Below are 18,356 nucleotides of genomic sequence, written 5' to 3'. Positions count from 1 at the left end.
TTATTGACCCAAGTAGATTTTCATAATGTCATTACCCCATAAAAAAGCAATCCAGCCAGCAATCGCGATATAGGGGCCAAAGGCGAAAGGTTGATTTTCTTTACGTATCTTCAGCAAAATGATCCCAATGACAGCACCCACCATAGACGACAATAAAATAATCAGCGGTAGCATCATGGGGCCCATCCATGCACCAAGCGCAGCAAGAAGCTTAAAGTCTCCGTAGCCCATACCTTCTTTGCCTGTAATCAACTTAAACAGGATATAGACAATCCATAGACATAAGAAACCAATCACAGCTCCCCAAATGGATAATGTGGGTGTTGTATAAACTGAAAAGCTGTTAATGGCTAACCCTGCGCCTGCTAAGGTCAAGGTAAAGCGGTCAGGTAGCAGTTGAGTATCAAAGTCAATAAAGGTGAGGGCAATCAGTACCCAAGTCAGTACCACACCACACAGCATTTGCCATGTTGCACCGAACACAGCAATGATAACCAAAGAACAAAGGCAGGTGAGCAGTTCAACGAATGGATAACGTTTGCTGATGGGATGTTGGCAATTGCCACAGCGCCCACGCAATGCTAACCAACTCACGACAGGAATATTCTGATACCAGTGAATGGCTGTATAACAATTCGGGCAAGTTGAAGGTGGGCTGCTTAAAGTCAGTTTTGCATGTTCAATGATGGGCTGTTCAGGGTGGAGCAGTAGTTGACACTCCTGCTTCCACTCCTGTTCCATCATTTTGGGTGTACGAAAAATGACAACATTTAAAAAACTGCCCACACATAAACTGATTAAACCGATAGCAAGATAGAGTGCTATAGAGTTCTGTGCAAAATAATTGATGAGTTCTAGCATTAGACCACAGAACCCATCTGGAAGATTGGAAGGTACATGGCAATCACCAGACCACCCACAAGAACCCCTAGAACTGCCATAATTAAGGGTTCCATCATTGCGGTTAAACCATCCACAGCATTGTCGACTTCATTTTCATAGTAACTGGCAACCTTGTCGAGCATAGCATCAAGAGAACCTGATTCTTCACCAATTGCCACCATCTGAATGGCCATTGAAGGGAAGATGTTGGCAGCACGCATCGCAAATTGTAGTTGCTGTCCTGTTGCGACATCTCCCCGAATTTTCATGACTGCTGTTTCATACACAATGTTGTTTGTTGCACCAGCCGTAGATTCTAAAGCATCAATTAAAGGAACACCTGCCGCAAAAGTGGTTGCAAGCGTGCGACTATAACGAGCAATAATCGCTTTATAAACTAAATCTCCAAAAATAGGGAGTTTTAAAGCGAGTTTGTCGAGACCATCTCTAAATTTTTGACTGCGTTTTTTGGTTTCCTGAAAGCCATACACAGCTAAGCCAATTCCAACAATCAAGATAAACCAGTATTTCTGCATCCATTTTGACATGTTTACGACCATTTGGGTAAAGGCCGGTAACTGCGCACCAAATGAGCTAAATAGGTCTTGGAAAACGGGAACGACTTTGACCATCAAAATAATGGTGACGATGATTGCTACCACGATCACGGTCATTGGATACTTCATGGCTTTTTTAATTTTTTGCTTTAAAACTTCACTTTTTTCTTTATAGGTTGCGACACGTTCCAGCATAATTTCGAGCGCACCAGATTGTTCACCTGATTCAACGAGAGAGCAGAATAAACGATCGAAATACTGTGGGTATTTTCGCAGCGCACCTGTAAATGTGTTACCGCCTTCTACTTCACCTTTAATCCCTAAAACTACGTCACGCATGGCAGGGTTGTCCAGTCCTTCAGCGACAATCTCAAAGCTTTGAACCAACGGAACACCTGCTTTCATCATAGTTGCGAGCTGGCGGGTAAAAATGGTGATGTCGATTGTAGAAACTCTTTTTTTAAAAATATTTTCAAGAATATTTTTGCGTTTCTCACGAATGGATTGAACATCAATACCTTGTTTTCGTAGCATAATTTTGGCTAAAGCCATATTACGCGCCGAAAGCTCCCCTTTAATTTTAATACCTTTGCGATCTACCCCCACATAGGCAAATATCGGCATCGCCTGAGCTTTTTTTACCGCCATAGTATTATCCTTTTTTTAATCTATCTATGCATTAATCACTCGTAACACGATTGACTTCTTGTAAAGAAGTCACCCCTTGCATGACTTTCTTTAAACCTGAGCGTCGAAGGTCTGCGAATCCTATTTTTTTTGAAGTTTCCGCAATTTGTAAAGCATTGCCATCTTCCATAATCAATTTGGAAATTTCAGGTGTAATTTTCATCACTTCATAAATTCCGACACGACCTTTATAACCTTCACGACATTCAGGACAACCTACAGGTTGATAAACCTGAAAGTCAGGATTCTCTAAATCTTCATGGCTAAAGCCCATTTCGAGCAGGCTGTTTCGTGGAATGTCTGATGGAATTTTACATTTCGAGCATAAACGGCGCGCCAAACGCTGTGCAATCACTAAATTTACAGAGGTTGCAATATTAAATGATGGCACACCCATGTTACGTAACCGAGTCAAGGTTTCTGGCGCACTATTGGTGTGTAAGGTTGAAAGCACCATATGACCTGTTTGTGCTGCTTTAATTGCAATTTCAGCAGTTTCAAGGTCACGGATCTCCCCGACCATAATAATATCAGGGTCTTGGCGCAAGAAGGAACGTAAAGCCGCCGCAAAGCTTAAGCCAACTTTTTGGTTGACGTTGACCTGATTAATCCCTTCAAGGTTAATTTCGACAGGGTCTTCGGCAGTAGAAATATTGGAATATTCAGTGTTGAGAATATTTAGACCCGTATAAAGTGATACGGTTTTACCAGACCCTGTCGGGCCTGTAATCAGCACCATACCCTGAGGTCGGTGCAGTGCTTCTAAAAACAGGTCTTTTTGCTCTTCTTCATAACCGAGGGCATCAATCCCTAGCATTGCACTTGATGGATCAAGAATACGCAATACAATTTTTTCACCAAATAAGGTCGGCAAAGAGTTGACACGAAAATCAATGGCTTTGGTTTTTGATAGTTTGAGTTTAATACGACCATCTTGAGGAATACGTTTTTCTGAAATGTCCATTTGTGACATGACTTTTAAGCGAGAGGCAAGACGGTTTGCCAATTGTAGTGGTGGATTGGCAATTTGACGTAATACACCATCGACACGGTAACGGACTCGATAAGATTTTTCGTAAGGTTCAAAGTGCAAATCTGATGCACCCATACGAATCGCGTCGACAAGGAGTTTGTTAATGTATTTAACAATTGGAGCTTCCTCTTCTTTAGATTCATCCTCAGAAGATTCTGTGGATGAAGACTCATCCAATGAAATATCCAGCTCTTCGTCACCGAAATTAAATTGATCTTCCTGAGCAAAATGCTGTTCAATGAATTTTTCTAATTTATCATGTTCAACAATCACCATCTCAGGGTTGAGCTTGCTGTTAAAGCGGACAGCATCAATCGCTTCTAAATCAGTCGGGTTGCTAATCGCCACATAAATGTTATTGCCGCGTCGCATGAGCGGTACAATTCGGTGCTTTAATATATGTTTATCTTCAACCAAATCACGAGGTAGCTGTATCGGATCATAACTAGAGAGATCAAACAATGGTTCATTAAATTCCATTGCAATCGCTTCTGCAATGGTTAACGAGGAAAGATACACGTGATCAATCAAATAAGGTACAAGGTTTTGCCGAGCTGTTTTTGCCCCTTCAACAGCCTGTAGCATTTTATCTTCAGAAATATGACCATCTTCAACTAAACGACGGGCAAAGCCTGATAAACGTGGCGTAATAGAGATGTCTGCCATAAATGTATTTGCCTTATGAATTGATCGCTTGCGAATACTCGATATTGAAAAAATTATACGGTTGTTGTCACAAAGCGCCATGCAAGAATGCAAGCTAACAGTATGTTACAACACTGAATTACGAGTATTTAACCTAATTATAAAAAATATAGAACTTACTGAGCATATAGCGTTGTTTATTTTGACAGAAAAAATGGCTTTGTGAGATTAAATTGTATAAAAAAGCAAAAAAAGCGTCAATTTGAGAAAAACTGTGTAAAATAAGCCCATTTTGGTGAAAGGGTTTTCTTGTATGTCGGGTTCGACAATTGTGCCTTGGGTGATTGGTAACTGGAAAATGAACCCTGCTTGGGCGAGTTCCCAACAATGGATTGAACAATTTAAGCAACATTTACAGCAATCTCCAATTTTAGAACAACAATGCCATTTAGCTGTTGCACCCACTGCAATTGCCTTAAATCGAGTACAGGTGCAATTAGACAACGCGCCACGGACTGTGCATACTGTTGCCCAAGATGTTTCACGTTTTGCTGGAACAGGTGCGTTTACAGGTGAAATCAGCGCGACTTTACTTGCCGATAGTCAAATCGGTTATGTCCTAATCGGACATTCAGAACGCCGCGAGTTATTAGGTGACACACCCGATGTGCTGAAAGTAAAAATCACACAGGCATTGGCAGAAGGTCTCACCGTGATTTACTGTGTGGGTGAAACCCTTGAACAGCGTGAGCAAGGGGTAGCTGAGCAAGTGGTATTACAACAAATCTGTGATGTTGCCACTGTGATTTCTGAGCAGCATTGGCAAAACCAGATGATTATTGCTTATGAGCCGATTTGGGCAATTGGGACAGGTAAAACCGCTTCCGCACAAGATGCGCAAGCCATGCATGAAAAAATCCGTGCAGGTCTGGCGCAGTTAAGTCCAGCAGGTCAGCAGGTCGCCATTTTGTATGGTGGTAGCGTGAAACCTGAAAATGCTCAAGAGCTTGCAGCATGCCCTGATATTAATGGTGCTTTGGTGGGTGGCGCTTCATTAAATGCAGAGTCTTTTTATCAAATTGCTCAAGCATTTGCGGCAAACCAATCCTAAGGAGATTCAACATGCATACATTTATACTGGTTGTGCATATTTTACTGGCTGTCATGATGATTGTCCTGATCTTGGTACAGCAAGGTAAAGGCGCAGAAGCAGGAGCCTCTTTTGGTGGTGGCGGTGCGGCTACTGTGTTTGGTGCTTCAGGTTCAGGTAACTTTCTGACCCGTTTAACGGCAATTTTAACGGCGCTATTTTTTGTGACCAGTATTACTTTAGCTGTACTTGCCAAGAAGCAAACAGCAGAAGCATATAGTCTGGGAACAGCCGCAGCACCTGTAACAACACCTGTAAAAAATTCGACTGAAACTTCATCAAATACGCAGAAAACTGCAAATTAATGCCAAGAAATACTTTTCTTTTTTGAATGAAGCGAATAGAATGCACGCACATGCGGTGGTGGTGGAATTGGTAGACACGCTACCTTGAGGTGGTAGTGCTTTCGGGCGTGGGGGTTCAAGTCCCCCCTTCCGCACCAACATTTTAGATAAATAAAATGTTGTTACCAAACAAAAAGGCTCAGTCTGAATAAGACTCAGCCTTTTTTGTTGTCTATAGAAAAATAAAGACTCATAATGTTTTTTTATTAAGTTATTGAAATTATTAATTTTATTTAATTTCTTTTGAAGTGCCGAACAGTTTTTTCGTCTATAAGCTCGGCATTAATTTTTGCTAAATTTTGCAATGAATCAAAAACTGGATCGTCAGTGATGTGCCAAGCATTTACCATTCAATGAATATGAATGCCTTGATCAAAATCATAATTGACCTAGAATTTAACTTACCGACTTGGCAAGGGTTTATGGCAAGCTGTCACAAGAGCCTATCAGTTTAAATGATTGGATCAGTGTCACCGTGTATTTGATCGATAAACCCAATTTTGCAACATTTGACCAAGTCCAGAGCAGTTTTTTGCCCAGTTGGATCTTGCCAGAATCGCAGTGATAGCAGATTGGGTGATTGATGCAAAATTGAAATTATTGTGATTGCCAAAATAAAAGGATAAAAAATGTCGAAAGAAGTTTTGGTACTAGGTGCAGGCATGGTCGGAATCTGCACTGCTCTCCATTTGCAACAGCAAGGTTATGCTGTCACGGTGATTGACCAGTCCGCGCCGGGTACAGAGACTTCCTATGGCAATGCTGGGATTATTCAAACAGAAGCGGTTGAGCCGTATGCTTTTCCGCGTGAATGGGTAAGTTTATTTAAAGTCGCGCTAAAACAGGATAGTGCGGTGAATTATCATATAAATGCCTTGCCAGAATATGCTGCACCGCTGTTGCAATACTGGCGTAATTCTAGTCCGCAAATCCATCAGGCCATCTCGCAGGATTATGCGGTGCTGATTCGGGTGGCACTGTCGGAGCATCAGCAGTTGATTGCTCAGGCACAGGCTGAAGATCTGATTTTAAAAAATGGCTGGATTCAGCTTTACCGTAGTGAAGCGGCATTACAAGAGGGCATTCAGGATGCCGAGCGTCGTCAGCAGCGTTATGGCGTGCCGAGTCAGATTTTAAATGCTAGTCAAATCAACCAGCTTGAACCGAATCTGAAAGCCGATCATCCTTTAATTGGCGGGATTCACTGGACGCAGCCGTGGAGTGTGATTGAACCTAGTGAACTGGTACAGCGCTATGCTCGATTATTTGAGCAGCTTGGTGGTGTGATCGTACAGGCTCAGATTCAGCAATTACAACAGCAAGATCATGGATGGCAAGTCCAGACTGATGGGCAGGCTTTAACTGCACCGAATGTGGTGCTGGCGCTTGGCCCATGGTCATCGAAATTTATAACTGAACTGGGCTATCACAATCCGTTATTTGTAAAACGTGGTTATCATCAACATTATACCCACGGCAGTCAGTTGAGCCGCCCGATGCTCGATGCTGAATATGGTTATGTACTTGCACCGATGAAAAAAGGCACTCGTCTGACTACAGGTGCTGAGTTTGCGCGTTTTTCTGCGCCTGCAACGCCTGTGCAACTTGAAAAGACCCAGCAACGTGCCCGTGACTGGCTGGACTTGGGGGAAGCTTTGCCAACACCTGCATGGCTGGGTCGCCGTCCTTGCAGCGTCGATATGAAGCCGTATATTGGTGCTGCGCCGCGCCATAAAGGGCTGTGGTTTAACTTTGGGCATGGGCATCAGGGTTTTACTTTGGGCGCAGCCAGCGGGCGTTTATTGGCAGAAATAATGACAGGGAAAGTCCAGTTAATTTCTGATCCAAATATTTTTTCACCGAACCGAATTTCAGTTTAATCAAGAGCGAAATCTGTTATGCAACCTATTCAAATCGATCAACTTATTGCTGAATTTCCGTTGCTGCAACAGCTACAGGATTTACAGGAAACAGTATGGTTTAACCCAGCCAGTACCACGTTGGATGTGGCGCTGGCGGATGTCGGTTTGACCGCAGAAGATGTCGCACAGGCACATGCGCGCTTGCAGCGTTTTGCACCATATTTAATGTTGGCTTTTCCAGAACTTGAAGCGACTGAAGGTAAAATCGAGTCGGACTGTGTCGCGATTCCTGCAATGCAACATTGCTTGCAACAACAATATCAGCAAGAAATTTTTGGGCAGCTCTGGTTAAAACTGGACAGCCATTTGCCGATTTCAGGTTCGATCAAGGCGCGTGGCGGGATTTATGAAGTGTTGGCGCATGCCGAAAAACTGGCGCTTGAAGCAGGTTTACTGAATCTTGAAGATGATTATCGCAAGTTGTATTCGCCTGAGTTTAAACAGTTCTTTAGTCAGTATGCGATTGCGGTGGGTTCAACAGGTAACTTGGGAATGTCGATTGGCATCATGAGTGCAAAAATGGGCTTTCGGGTCACGGTGCACATGTCGGCAGATGCCCGTCAATGGAAAAAGGACAAGCTACGCGCCAACGGCGTAACTGTAGTTGAATATGAGCAGGATTATGGTGTCGCAGTTGAACAGGGACGTGCTTTAGCTGCGCAAGATCCGCAGTGCTTTTTTATTGATGATGAAAACTCGCGCACGCTATTCTTGGGTTATGCGGTGGCAGGCGAACGTTTAAAACAGCAGTTCCAGCAAAAAAATCTGGTGGTGGATGCCGAACATCCACTATTTGTATATTTGCCTTGTGGCGTGGGTGGTGGGCCTGGCGGTGTGGCATTTGGTTTGAAACTGGCATTTGGCGATCATGTGCACTGTTTTTTTGCTGAACCGACGCATTCGCCGTGCATGTTGCTTGGCGTGCATACAGGATTACACGATGCGATTTCGGTACAGGATTTGGGCATTGATAATTTAACTGCCGCAGATGGTCTGGCGGTTGGTCGTGCTTCGGGGTTTGTGGGGCGCGCCATGCAGCGTTTGATTGATGGTTATTACACCCTGAATGATCAGCGTTTATATGACATGCTGCGTTGGCTCAGTGATGCTGAAAATATTCAGCTTGAACCTTCTGCTCTAGCAGGTATGTACGGTGCAGTATTGGTCTCACAGGCGAAAGATTATCTGAAAATGCAACATTTCTCAGAACCGCAATTACGGCAGGTAACCCATCTGGTCTGGGCAACGGGTGGTGGCATGGTGCCTGAAACTGAGATGCAAAAATATTTGGCACAAGGTCTGGCGGCTATTTAATGCTATGTGTAGTCGCATGCAGAAGTGTTTGATAATGGGGTGATCATTCTAAATTTGGATTTAAGCAATAGAATGCTTTTATCATGGATCACATGCTATTTTTTCTCTGATCAAAATTTCAAGAAAAAGCAAAAGGGTTTATGGCGAGTGTCTAATCAACTCTAAATTTTGGGAACTTTTTTATTATTTTTTAGAAATGCTCTGTTGCATATGCAGAAAGAACAATGATTCTAAGCCTACACTTTAAAGCTACTTACATTGTTCAAACCGAAAGCTCTTATCTATACGTGATAAGAGCTTTTTTGTGGTTAGACAGAAAGTTTGTGATTAAACGTGTCATGCCATTGTTCTGCTAATAGCACCCAGACAGGTGACCAGTATGAGAAAGTTTTCACTTCAGCAATCACCTGATCGATATTGTTTAAAGTATCAGACTTAAGCTGGAAAAATACCGTATCAGAAAGGGTTCCCATAAAATGCTGTGCCAATGCGCTGGCATCATTGAGCAACATAGCGTCTAGACTGTCACGAACAAAGACATCAAATAATGTTTCGGCATAAGTGAGTGGTGGTAGCCCCAATTGAGAAACTTTATTTTCATTATAAAGCTCCATGGCATCTTTCATGTTCAGTGCAAAGATGCAGTGCTGCTGATAATCACTGACGGGTGCAAATTGCTCAGGTGTGCTGGCAAGCTGCTGTTCATACAGCTTGAGTGCCTGTTGCTTGGCTTGCTGTATGATGACTGGATTAAGTGTATGGACATGACTCATTTAAAACCCCAAAAAATAACAAAAATATGGCTTTCTAATCCAAGGAAATCCTTTCTTTATTCTAACAATTTTTTCTGGAAAAGCGCTAATTTTGCAGCGATCTGGCAGTAAAAAAGCAGATTTATGTTGATGCTCAGTCAACATGGAATGGATATTGCTTGAATACTGAGACAAATGCCATGAATGGTTCAGCTTGCAATAAATAACAATCGGGAGAATACAAGAATGCCAAGTTCATCGAAGTTAAAAATATTTGCGACAATGGTCATGATGACTGGCTCAGTCTGCTTGGGCGGGGAAATAGCACAAATGCAGTTACAGCTTCCCGTGGCGATTGCAGGGGTGTTCCAAGGCTTATTGCTGATGTTTTTACTGGCAGCTAATGCTTTTATTGAAAACAAGTCCCATTTTTTGAAAAACAAAACCAAAGCAGCTGCGTTGGCAACGCAAGACTAAAAGGAGAATACGGATATGTTAGAAGTCACTGCAATTTTAGCCACCACCGTTGCTGCTGCGCCCCCCCTTATTTTTGCAGGTTTAGGCGAACTGGTAGCCGAGCTAAAGGGGGAATTAACCTTAGCGTAGGGCATGATGCTGGTTGGTGCAATTGCCACATTTGCCTTGTCAGAGCAGTTCGATCTGAGTGTGTTTAGCACGATTTGGGTCGGCGAGTCGCCTGAAAGTGCACATGCCATAGGTTATCACGTGTTGGCGATTCGCTATGGCGCGGTGTTGTTTGTTGGTGCAATGGCAGGGATTGGCGGTGCATTTTTATCGACCGTGTATACCCTGTGTGGATTGAAAACATGGTGGCAGGTCGTGGCTGGATTGCGATTACTCTGGTGGTATTTGCTGCGTGGAAACCTGCACGTTTGTTGCTGGGGGCGTATCTGTTTGATGGCGTGACTATTTTACAACTGCATGCTCAAGCATTAGGTATCAATGTGCCGACCGAGTTTTTGGCGGCATTGCCGTATGTAGCAACTATTTTGGTGTTGGTGCTGATTTCTCGGGATAAGAAGTTGTTAAAGATGAATTTGCCTGCATCGTTGGGTAAGACGTTTTTGTCTTAGTTTGAGTTTAGGATTGAATTAAGGGGATAGGAATTTGATATTGATACGCGTTCTTTTACTTTTCAAGGATGAAAAGTAACAAAAATCCTTTGTTGTACTGACGTTATGTCCCTATAACGCAGTACAACGTGGCGGCATCCATGCCGCCTGTCATGTAAATTTATTCAGAATAACATTCAAATTTTTCATACCGTGAGTTTGTATATTTATATCCAAAACCTACGCACATACAAAATTTTAAGATGATTGAAGCACGCTGAACCATCATGTGCTCAGCTTAAGGAAAGCCAATGTCAGCCTCAATCCTGAACAAATTTTACGTTTTTGCGTTTATCTAATGAAGTCGGTAAACGCGCTATTTCGTTGGAGCATCATTCCTTTGGTTCGGTAATGGTTGCGCCCGACCACGAACGTATCTTCGGCTGATGTGTTTGTGCATGGGCAAAAGGACATTGGGCTGATTGGCCCTGTTGCGGAACAGGAGCAGGAAACTGCTGATTTACAAATGGGTTTCTGGCAAAGCCGCTAAAGGCTATATCTGCAATTCTGCTATGGATATGTAAAAAAGCCAAAAGGATAGTGGCTTTGATGCATTCTAGTCATACACTCAGAAAGGCTTTATCGGTTTTAAAGATATCTAAATATATGTATAACAATAAATTTTTTTTCTACTTTTTGAATTAAGCCGAAAGTGGTTTTAGCAGTAAATCTGTAAAACTTTGCAGAAAATCTCTTATGCAGAAAATTTCATAATTATTCAATTTTTTCTTTATTTTGCTAAAAAAGACAAAGCTTTAAGGTATGGGCTTCCAGATCATTTTTGTCGAAAGAGCGCAGAAAGCCATGAATCGCTGTATACCACTTCGCACCTTCGCGGTGTTATCTACTTATCTTCAATCCTTCACGGTTATGCCAAACATGTGTTGTCAGTCTGCTCGAATGTAACTGAATTTTAAAACATATTTTTGAATGAACTCACAGAATTTTAGGATGTAGAAAGATGAATTGTATTCAACAGTGGTCAGTGATTGGTTGTGCAGGTTTGAGTTTGGCACTGAGTGCGTGCAGCAAACCTGCTGAACAGCAACAAGGCAAGGCACAGGCAGCATCGCAGCCGAAAACCGAATTGAAAACTTTAAGTATTGGCTTTCAAAAGTATGGTCTTTTGCCGATTGTCAAAGCACGTGGTGACCTAGAAAAAACCTTGCAGGCGCAAGGGGTTCAGGTGAAATGGGTGGAGTTTCCTGCGGGTCCCCAACTGCTTGAAGGTCTGAATGTTGGCAGTGTGGTGATTGGTGAGGCAGGTGAAGCACCGCCAATTTTTGCTCAAGCGGCGAATGCCAATCTGGTTTATGTGGCAAACCAGCCTGCTGCACCTCAGGCAGAAGCACTGATTGTGCCGAAAACCTCCAATATTCATTCGATTCAGGAGCTAAAAGGCAAACGTATTGCCTTGAACAAAGGTTCGAATGTGCATTATTTGTTGCTGAAAGTTTTGGAAGCGAACCATCTTACTTTAAAAGATATCCAAGTAGTGTATCTGCCACCTGCCGATGCCCGTGCTGCGTTTGAAAAAGGTGCAGTCGATGCTTGGGTGATTTGGGATCCGTTCTTTGCCGCAGCGCAGCAGCAACTGGGCGCACGTGTGTTGTCGACAGGGCAGAACTTGGTCAGCAATCACCAGTTCTATTTGGCCGATCGCAAGTTTGCGCAAAACAACCCTCAAGTGTTTAACACCGTGGTGAAAGAGTTGAATCAGACCACTGAATGGGTCAAAACCCATCAGGATGACGCTGCAAAATTATTAGAAAAACCAACTGGGCTAGATTATAGCGTGCTGAAAACTTCAATTTCGCGCATGGGTTTTGGCGTGACGCCTATTTCTAGCCAAGTGATTGCAGAACAGCAGCAAGTTGCTGATGCCTTTTATCAACAAAAACTGATTCCAAATCAAATTCATATTCAAGATGCGATTTTAAGCGCACCCAATAAATAACGGGGACAGACATGAGCTATTTACGAAGCACCAGCCTTGTAGTCTTGACCAGTGTCACGGTACTGCTTGCAGCGTGCCAGAAGTCTGAAACTGCCCCTACACAGGCATCTGTACCAACCGCAAGCCATGTGGCTGAGCTAAAAACATTGAGTATTGGATTTCAAAAATCGTCTTTAAATTCAATTGTTTTAAAACAGCAGCATTTACTGGAAAAAGAATTTCCGAAAACTAAGGTCGAATGGAAAGAGTTCCCCGCAGGGCCGCAAATGCTAGAAGCTTTGGCAGTCGGTGCAGTCGATCTGGGTTCGGTTGGAAATACTCCCCCGATTTTTGCCCAAGCTGCCAATAAAAGCATTGTGTATGTCGGTTATGAAAATGTGCATCCGAAATGGCAAGCGGTTCTTGTCCCGAACGATAGTCCAATCAAGACCATTGCCGACCTCAAAGGCAAACGCATCGCGGTACAAAAAGGCTCAAGTGCACATGACTTGCTTGGGCGCGTGCTGAAAAAAGCCAATCTGACCTGGAATGACATTCAGCCGATCTGGTTAGCACCTGCCGATGCCCGTGCGGCACTGGATAAAAAATCAGTGGATGCATGGGCAATCTGGGAACCGTTCCGTAGCGCTGCTGAAGTGGAAGGACATGCCCGCCCAATTATTGACGGCACAGCCTTTGAAACCACTTATAACTTTGTGATTGGTAACCCTGACTTTGTCAAAGCGCATTCACAAGAAACCACCCAGTTCTTAACCGCACTGAACCATGCTGCACAGTGGATTGTCGATCATCCAAAAGAGTCGTTGCAGTTGTATCAACAGGCGACAGGTTTAAATGCTGACATCGCCCAGCGTGTACTCGACAAACGCTATAAGCCGTCACTAACACAGGCGATTACTCCTGAGGTGGTCAAGGCACAGCAAGAGATTGCAAATCGTTTTTATCAAGAGAAGTTGATCCCAAATTCCATCGAGATCAACCAAATTATCTGGGCGCAGCACTAAGTGCGCTCTGAGTTTTAAAGACTTAGACATTTAAAGGAACAACACAATGAAAATTTTCTGGTTTATTCCCACTCATGGTGACAGCCGCTATTTAGGTACCAGCAAAGGCGCACGTCAGGTTGACCACGCTTACATGAAGCAGCTTGCGGTTGCCGTGGATAATTTGGGCTATGAAGGTGTACTCATTCCGACAGGACGTTCGTGTGAAGATCCGTGGATCACCGCAGCAAGCTTGATTGATGCCACTAAAAACCTGAAATTTCTTGTGGCGTTACGCCCAGGGGTGACTACGCCAGCGTTGACTGCACGTATGGCAGCAACTTTTGACCGTTTGTCGAATGGTCGTGTGTTACTGAACTTGGTGACTGGTGGTGATGAACAGGAACTCAAAGGCGATGGCTTGTATGAAGACCATACCACCCGCTATGAAACTGCCAATGAATACGTGAAAATCTGGCGTGAAATTTTAACCCGTTCACACACAGGCGAATCATTTAGCTTCCACGGCAAACACTTAAATGTCGATGATGCCAAACTGCTTTATCCGCCTGTGCAGCACCCTCATCCACCACTCTGGTTTGGCGGTTCTTCAGATGTTGCAATTGATTTGGCAACAGAACAGGTCGATACCTACCTGACTTGGGGCGAGCCACCTGCTGCGGTAAAAGAAAAAATCGAAGCAGTGCGTGCCAAAGCTGAAGCTAAAGGGCGTACTTTGAACTATGGTATCCGATTGCATGTGATTGTGCGTGAAACCAATGAAGAAGCATGGGCAGCCGCCAACGACCTGATTCAATACGTTGATGACAACACCATTGCCGCAGCACAGAAGAAATTTGCACAAATGGATTCAGTCGGTCAGCACCGCATGGCAGCCTTGCATGGCGGTCGCCGTGATCAACTGGAAGTGTCACCAAACTTATGGGCAGGTATTGGTTTGGTGCGTGGTGGTGCAGGCACGGCGTTAGTGGGTGATCCTGAAACTGTTGCGGCACGTATTCAGGAATATGCCGATTTGGGCATTGGCACCTTTATTTTCTCAGGCTATCCGCATCTTGAGGAATCGATCCGTTTTGCTGAATTGGTGTTCCCGTTATTGCCACTGGAAACCCGTAAAAAACTGTCACAGCCGAATCTGACTGGACCATTTGGCGAGATTATTGCCAACAACTATGTGCCTGATGAAGACAAAAAACGTCAGCGGGCAGAGGAGGCTGTATGACCCAAGTGGTAAAACGGCTAGGGCAACGCACGTTGCCTTGGCTGGTGCCCGTGGTATTGGTGATTTTCTGGCAAGTGGCATCGGTGACAGGTTGGCTGGAAAGCCGGATTTTACCTGCGCCGACTGCGGTGCTTAGTGCTTTTTGGTCGCTGTTGATCAGTGGTGAACTGTGGCATCACGTCAAAATTAGTGCGGGACGTGCCTTGCTCGGCTTATTGGTTGGCGGTGGTTTGGGCTTGCTGCTCGGTTTACTCAATGGTTCCTCCAGAATTGCCTCGAATTTACTGGATACCACCTTGCAGATGATTCGTAATATCCCTGCGCTGGCGCTCATTCCATTGGTGATTTTGTGGTTTGGGATTGATGAATCGGCAAAACTGTTCTTGGTTGCCATCGGGGTGTTTTTCCCAATGTATATCAACACCTATCACGGTATTCGCTCGGTTGACCCGCAGTTGATTGAAATGGGTAAAAGCTATGGCTTGACCCGTTGGCAGTTATATAAAGACATCATTTTACCTGGAGCGATGCCTTCGATTTTGGTCGGTTTACGCTTTGCACTCGGTTTGGTTTGGGTATTGTTAATCGTCGCGGAAACTATTTCTGCTCAGGCAGGCATTGGTTATATGACCATGAATGCGCGTGAATTCTTGCAAACCGATGTGGTCTTGGTCGGTATTTTACTCTACGCCTTACTGGGCAAACTGGCAGATGTTCTTGCCCAATATCTGGAACGCTATTTACTGCGCTGGCATGCGGGTTATCAACACGATTGAGGAGAGCATCATGACTGATTTAAGTATTGCGGATTACGCGGATGAGCTAGTCATCTCGCCCAAGTATAAAGTTGCCCCGACCACAGGCGCTGAAATTCATATTCAGCAACTCAACAAATATTATGGCAGTGTCACGGTACTGGAAAACCTTGATCTGAATATTCAGGCAGGCGAGTTTCTAGCGATTGTCGGGCGCAGTGGTTGTGGTAAAAGTACCTTGTTACGTCTGGTTGCAGGTCTGGAGCAAGCCAGTCAGGGGCAAATCGATTTTACTGCGCCTGCACACAGTGCCTCGATTCAGCCAGATGATATTCGGGTGATGTTCCAAGACCCGCGTTTGCTACCATGGAAGAGCATTGAGGACAATGTCAAACTCGGTTTGCCCAAGCAACAGTCTGAACAGGCGATAGCCTTACTGGAAAAAGTCGGTTTAAAAGAAAAAGCCAAATTGTGGCCAAGTCAGCTTTCGGGTGGACAACGCCAGCGTTCAGCATTGGCACGTGCCTTGGCGCATCGCCCACGGATTCTATTATTGGATGAACCGCTTGGCGCACTGGATGCCTTGACCCGTTTGGACATGCAAAATCTGATTGAAAAGTTATGGCGTGAGCAGGGCTTTACCGCCATATTGGTGACGCACGATGTCAGTGAGGCAGTGCAACTGGCAGACCGTATTATTTTGCTGGATAAAGGGCATATTGCGCAGCAGTTTAAAGTCAATCTGCCACGCCCGCGTCAAAAAGGTATTGGCTTTGCTGAACTTGAACAACAGGTGCTACAAGCAGTTTTAGCCACCTAAACCTGACACCACGAATCTTGCTTGTCGAGATAATTAAAATGTTGAAAACAATACAGAAACAAGGCAGGGATTCCTGCCTTTTGTTTTTTGGTGGGAGCGGATGGTATATGCCTGAGCTGAGTGTAGTATCATGCCAGATATAAGAATTGAATAAGCATAGGTCACTCAGTATGGATCAAAGTGTAAAACCAGAAAAAATAAAACATGACCATCAACTTTCCTTTGACCTCATTGAAGCCCAATACCGACTGCGAAATAGCCGAGGGAGTGATCACGGTAAAAGCGTTCTGGTGATTATGAGTGGTATTGAACTGGCAGGTAAAGGTGAGGCAGTCAAGCAACTGCGCGAATGGGTCGATCCACGTTATTTACATGTCTATGCCGAGCCGCCGCATTTTTTCAGCAGTAAACAACCCTTTTGGCAGCCATATGCCCAAGTCATTCCTGCCGAGGGTCAGATCGTGGTACTGTTTAGTAACTGGTACAATGACTTACTCAATACCGCCATGCATGTGTCCAAGCCTTTGGATGACACCATGTTCGATGCTTACATCCAGCAAATGCGCAAGTTTGAGCAAGATCTAAAAAACAATCAGGTCGATGTCATCAAATTCTGGTTCGACTTGTCGTGGAAATCTTTGCAAAAACGTCTGGACAATATGAATCCTTCCGAGGAGAAATGGCATAAATTGCATGGTCTGGACTGGCGCAATAAAAAACAGTATGACAACATCCAGCGTTTACGTGAGCGCTATAGCGAGGACTGGATTGTACTGGACTGCGAAGACAAGCGTCAGCGCAACCGTGAATTTTCCCAGCATTTATTGCTAGCATTGAAAGACTTGCCCAGGCATACGGGTCTAGTCGCAAATCAATGGCCACAAGCCCCAATTCCACAAAATTTATTTGCAATTACACATCCTGAAATCAGCAAAAAAGACTATAAGGCACAGCTTAAAAAACTCTCGCGTAAGGTTGCAGATCGCTTGCGTTACAATCAGCGCAAAGTGGTCATTGTGTTTGAAGGAATGGACGCTGCGGGTAAGGGGGGCGCAATACGCCGAATCGTAAAAAATCTCGATCCGCGTGAATACGACATTCACTGTATCGCTGCACCTGAGCATTATGAACGGCATCATCCATATTTGTGGCGTTTCTGGACAAAATTTGAAAATGCTAGCCCAATCAGCATTTTTGACCGTTCTTGGTATGGTCGAGTGCTGGTCGAGCGCATTGAAAATCTGACAGCAGATTTTGAGTGGCAACGTGCTTATGATGAAATTAACCGCTTTGAAAAAGATCTGGTCGATACTCAGACCATTGTGATTAAATTTTGGTTAGCCATTAGTAAGGATGAGCAGGAACAGCGCTTCAAAATTCGTGAACAAACACCACACAAACGCTTTAAAATTACCAGTGATGACTGGCGTAATCGGGCAAAATGGGATGACTATCTGGAGTCTGCCGCCGATATGTTTTATCTGACCAATACTGCTTATGCACCGTGGCATGTGATTTCTACCGACAGTAAGCGTCAGGCGCGACTGGACATTATGCAAGCTATTTTAAATCAGTTGAAGGCGGAGTAATCCGCCTGATGCTAGCTCACAACGGGTTGGGCTTTTTGTTTAAGCTGAATGCCTTTTGCCAGTTGGTAGCAGTCTTCAACATGTGCAGAAGCAATTTTTTTAAAGACCAGATAACCCAGACTGGCAGCAACAATTTGCCCGCCTAAAGGGATAAATTTGGAGACCTGTTTGGTCACCATTTTGCCAATAAAACCGTTCAATGATTTTTTGACACCTGTGCGTGCCACCATTAAGCCTGAAAATTGCACGCCACGTTTGCGCAGTTCCTGCCAGTGAATTTCACGGGTTTTCGGGTCATACACGCTGATGTGTTCAGGGTCGAGTCCAAATTTCTCATTAATTTCAGGAATCAGTTTCGACAAAATACCGACATCGACCACCACATCTAAAAAAGGCACAGGAATGACCGCAGCTCCCGCAGACAGATAGGCGCGTTTTTTCGCTAAAGCCAAGCAGTTTTGGCGTACCTGTTCCAGATTCAAATCGGGGTCAATCGAGTCGGGAATATGATCAATTTTCATAAAGTCTTTACCTGTTGAGGTGCTATTTTACTTGAAATACCGTCATTGTGATCACAACGTATTGTTTTT

General features: G+C 44.2%; 17 protein-coding genes, 1 tRNA gene and 1 pseudogene. 14 read left to right on the top strand and 5 right to left on the bottom strand.

Annotated features, from left to right (window positions below):
- The 3 genes from F975_RS02095 to pilB are packed head-to-tail and all read right to left on the bottom strand — an operon-like array spanning position 1 to position 3,825.
- Positions 1–861, bottom strand: coding sequence for a prepilin peptidase (locus F975_RS02095; RefSeq protein ID WP_004749843.1), 861 nt, complete (start codon positions 859–861; stop codon positions 1–3).
- Complete coding sequence (locus F975_RS02090; protein WP_004749842.1) at positions 861–2,087, bottom strand: type II secretion system F family protein; 1,227 nt, start codon at positions 2,085–2,087, stop codon at positions 861–863. The genes F975_RS02095 and F975_RS02090 overlap by 1 nt, the downstream gene beginning before the upstream one ends.
- Positions 2,088–2,118: 31 nt before the next feature.
- Positions 2,119–3,825, bottom strand: a complete 1,707-nt coding sequence (gene pilB / locus F975_RS02085) for a type IV-A pilus assembly ATPase PilB (RefSeq protein ID WP_004749841.1) — start codon at positions 3,823–3,825, stop codon at positions 2,119–2,121.
- Between the two features lie 292 nt (positions 3,826–4,117).
- On the opposite strand from pilB, the gene tpiA reads away from it, so the two are divergent.
- From tpiA to dsdA, 5 genes are all read left to right on the top strand, one after another.
- Positions 4,118–4,915, top strand: a complete 798-nt coding sequence (gene tpiA, locus F975_RS02080) for a triose-phosphate isomerase (protein ID WP_004749840.1) — start codon at positions 4,118–4,120, stop codon at positions 4,913–4,915.
- An 11-nt stretch (positions 4,916–4,926) separates the two neighbouring features.
- Positions 4,927–5,259: a preprotein translocase subunit SecG gene (gene secG, locus F975_RS02075; protein ID WP_004749838.1), complete on the top strand. Its 333-nt coding sequence runs from the start codon at positions 4,927–4,929 to the stop codon at positions 5,257–5,259.
- Positions 5,260–5,311: 52 nt separating this feature from the next.
- Positions 5,312–5,396 (top strand) — tRNA-Leu (locus F975_RS02070).
- Positions 5,397–5,927: 531 nt separating this feature from the next.
- On the top strand, positions 5,928–7,178 hold the full coding sequence (locus F975_RS02065; RefSeq protein ID WP_004749836.1) for an NAD(P)/FAD-dependent oxidoreductase: 1,251 nt from the start codon (positions 5,928–5,930) through the stop codon (positions 7,176–7,178).
- 18 nt (positions 7,179–7,196) lie between these two features.
- Positions 7,197–8,534: a D-serine ammonia-lyase gene (gene dsdA / locus F975_RS02060; RefSeq protein WP_004749835.1), complete on the top strand. Its 1,338-nt coding sequence runs from the start codon at positions 7,197–7,199 to the stop codon at positions 8,532–8,534.
- A gap of 308 nt (positions 8,535–8,842) precedes the next feature.
- Here the strand turns inward: dsdA and F975_RS02055 are convergent, their stop codons facing one another.
- Positions 8,843–9,307, bottom strand: a complete 465-nt coding sequence (locus F975_RS02055; RefSeq protein ID WP_004749834.1) for a hypothetical protein — start codon at positions 9,305–9,307, stop codon at positions 8,843–8,845.
- 225 nt (positions 9,308–9,532) lie between these two features.
- Between F975_RS02055 and F975_RS02050 the strand changes: the two genes are divergently transcribed.
- The 9 genes and pseudogenes from F975_RS02050 to pap all read left to right on the top strand — a co-directional run bounded on the left by F975_RS02050 (position 9,533) and on the right by pap (position 17,766).
- Positions 9,533–9,763, top strand: coding sequence for a hypothetical protein (locus F975_RS02050; protein ID WP_004749833.1), 231 nt, complete (start codon positions 9,533–9,535; stop codon positions 9,761–9,763).
- Between the two features lie 15 nt (positions 9,764–9,778).
- Positions 9,779–10,380: pseudogene (locus F975_RS02045) on the top strand (ABC transporter permease).
- Positions 10,381–10,774: 394 nt separating this feature from the next.
- Complete coding sequence (locus tag F975_RS16075; RefSeq protein WP_265596614.1) at positions 10,775–10,909, top strand: hypothetical protein; 135 nt, start codon at positions 10,775–10,777, stop codon at positions 10,907–10,909.
- A 471-nt stretch (positions 10,910–11,380) separates the two neighbouring features.
- Positions 11,381–12,376 (top strand): sulfonate ABC transporter substrate-binding protein, encoded by a 996-nt coding sequence (locus F975_RS02040; protein ID WP_004749830.1) that lies wholly within the window; start codon positions 11,381–11,383, stop codon positions 12,374–12,376.
- A gap of 11 nt (positions 12,377–12,387) precedes the next feature.
- Positions 12,388–13,380, top strand: a complete 993-nt coding sequence (locus F975_RS02035) for an aliphatic sulfonate ABC transporter substrate-binding protein (protein WP_004749829.1) — start codon at positions 12,388–12,390, stop codon at positions 13,378–13,380.
- Between the two features lie 46 nt (positions 13,381–13,426).
- Positions 13,427–14,602, top strand: a complete 1,176-nt coding sequence (gene ssuD / locus F975_RS02030; RefSeq protein WP_004749827.1) for an FMNH2-dependent alkanesulfonate monooxygenase — start codon at positions 13,427–13,429, stop codon at positions 14,600–14,602.
- Positions 14,599–15,378, top strand: a complete 780-nt coding sequence (ssuC, locus tag F975_RS02025; RefSeq protein WP_004749826.1) for an aliphatic sulfonate ABC transporter permease SsuC — start codon at positions 14,599–14,601, stop codon at positions 15,376–15,378. The genes ssuD and ssuC overlap by 4 nt, the downstream gene beginning before the upstream one ends.
- A 10-nt stretch (positions 15,379–15,388) precedes the next feature.
- Positions 15,389–16,177 (top strand): ABC transporter ATP-binding protein, encoded by a 789-nt coding sequence (locus F975_RS02020; protein ID WP_004749825.1) that lies wholly within the window; start codon positions 15,389–15,391, stop codon positions 16,175–16,177.
- 170 nt (positions 16,178–16,347) lie between these two features.
- Positions 16,348–17,766 (top strand): polyphosphate:AMP phosphotransferase, encoded by a 1,419-nt coding sequence (gene pap / locus F975_RS02015; RefSeq protein WP_004749824.1) that lies wholly within the window; start codon positions 16,348–16,350, stop codon positions 17,764–17,766.
- Positions 17,767–17,777: 11 nt separating this feature from the next.
- Here the strand turns inward: pap and F975_RS02010 are convergent, their stop codons facing one another.
- Positions 17,778–18,287 (bottom strand): hypothetical protein, encoded by a 510-nt coding sequence (locus F975_RS02010; protein ID WP_004749823.1) that lies wholly within the window; start codon positions 18,285–18,287, stop codon positions 17,778–17,780.
- Between the last annotated feature and the right edge of the window lie 69 nt (positions 18,288–18,356).

The sequence above is a fragment of the Acinetobacter brisouisimilis genome (assembly GCF_000368265.1).
In the GTDB taxonomy this organism is placed as follows: Bacteria; Pseudomonadota; Gammaproteobacteria; order Pseudomonadales; family Moraxellaceae; genus Acinetobacter.
Note: the sequence above shows the minus strand (reverse complement) of the source record. Positions and strands in the feature narration are given on the sequence as shown.

Coding starts and splice junctions, on each gene's coding strand:
- F975_RS02095 (WP_004749843.1), bottom strand. CDS start 861: ATGCTAGAACTCATCAATTATTTTGCACAGAACTCTATAGCACTCTAT.
- F975_RS02090 (WP_004749842.1), bottom strand. CDS start 2,087: ATGGCGGTAAAAAAAGCTCAGGCGATGCCGATATTTGCCTATGTGGGG.
- pilB (WP_004749841.1), bottom strand. CDS start 3,825: ATGGCAGACATCTCTATTACGCCACGTTTATCAGGCTTTGCCCGTCGT.
- tpiA (WP_004749840.1), top strand. CDS start 4,118: ATGTCGGGTTCGACAATTGTGCCTTGGGTGATTGGTAACTGGAAAATG.
- secG (WP_004749838.1), top strand. CDS start 4,927: ATGCATACATTTATACTGGTTGTGCATATTTTACTGGCTGTCATGATG.
- F975_RS02065 (WP_004749836.1), top strand. CDS start 5,928: ATGTCGAAAGAAGTTTTGGTACTAGGTGCAGGCATGGTCGGAATCTGC.
- dsdA (WP_004749835.1), top strand. CDS start 7,197: ATGCAACCTATTCAAATCGATCAACTTATTGCTGAATTTCCGTTGCTG.
- F975_RS02055 (WP_004749834.1), bottom strand. CDS start 9,307: ATGAGTCATGTCCATACACTTAATCCAGTCATCATACAGCAAGCCAAG.
- F975_RS02050 (WP_004749833.1), top strand. CDS start 9,533: ATGCCAAGTTCATCGAAGTTAAAAATATTTGCGACAATGGTCATGATG.
- F975_RS02040 (WP_004749830.1), top strand. CDS start 11,381: ATGAATTGTATTCAACAGTGGTCAGTGATTGGTTGTGCAGGTTTGAGT.
- F975_RS02035 (WP_004749829.1), top strand. CDS start 12,388: ATGAGCTATTTACGAAGCACCAGCCTTGTAGTCTTGACCAGTGTCACG.
- ssuD (WP_004749827.1), top strand. CDS start 13,427: ATGAAAATTTTCTGGTTTATTCCCACTCATGGTGACAGCCGCTATTTA.
- ssuC (WP_004749826.1), top strand. CDS start 14,599: ATGACCCAAGTGGTAAAACGGCTAGGGCAACGCACGTTGCCTTGGCTG.
- F975_RS02020 (WP_004749825.1), top strand. CDS start 15,389: ATGACTGATTTAAGTATTGCGGATTACGCGGATGAGCTAGTCATCTCG.
- pap (WP_004749824.1), top strand. CDS start 16,348: ATGGATCAAAGTGTAAAACCAGAAAAAATAAAACATGACCATCAACTT.
- F975_RS02010 (WP_004749823.1), bottom strand. CDS start 18,287: ATGAAAATTGATCATATTCCCGACTCGATTGACCCCGATTTGAATCTG.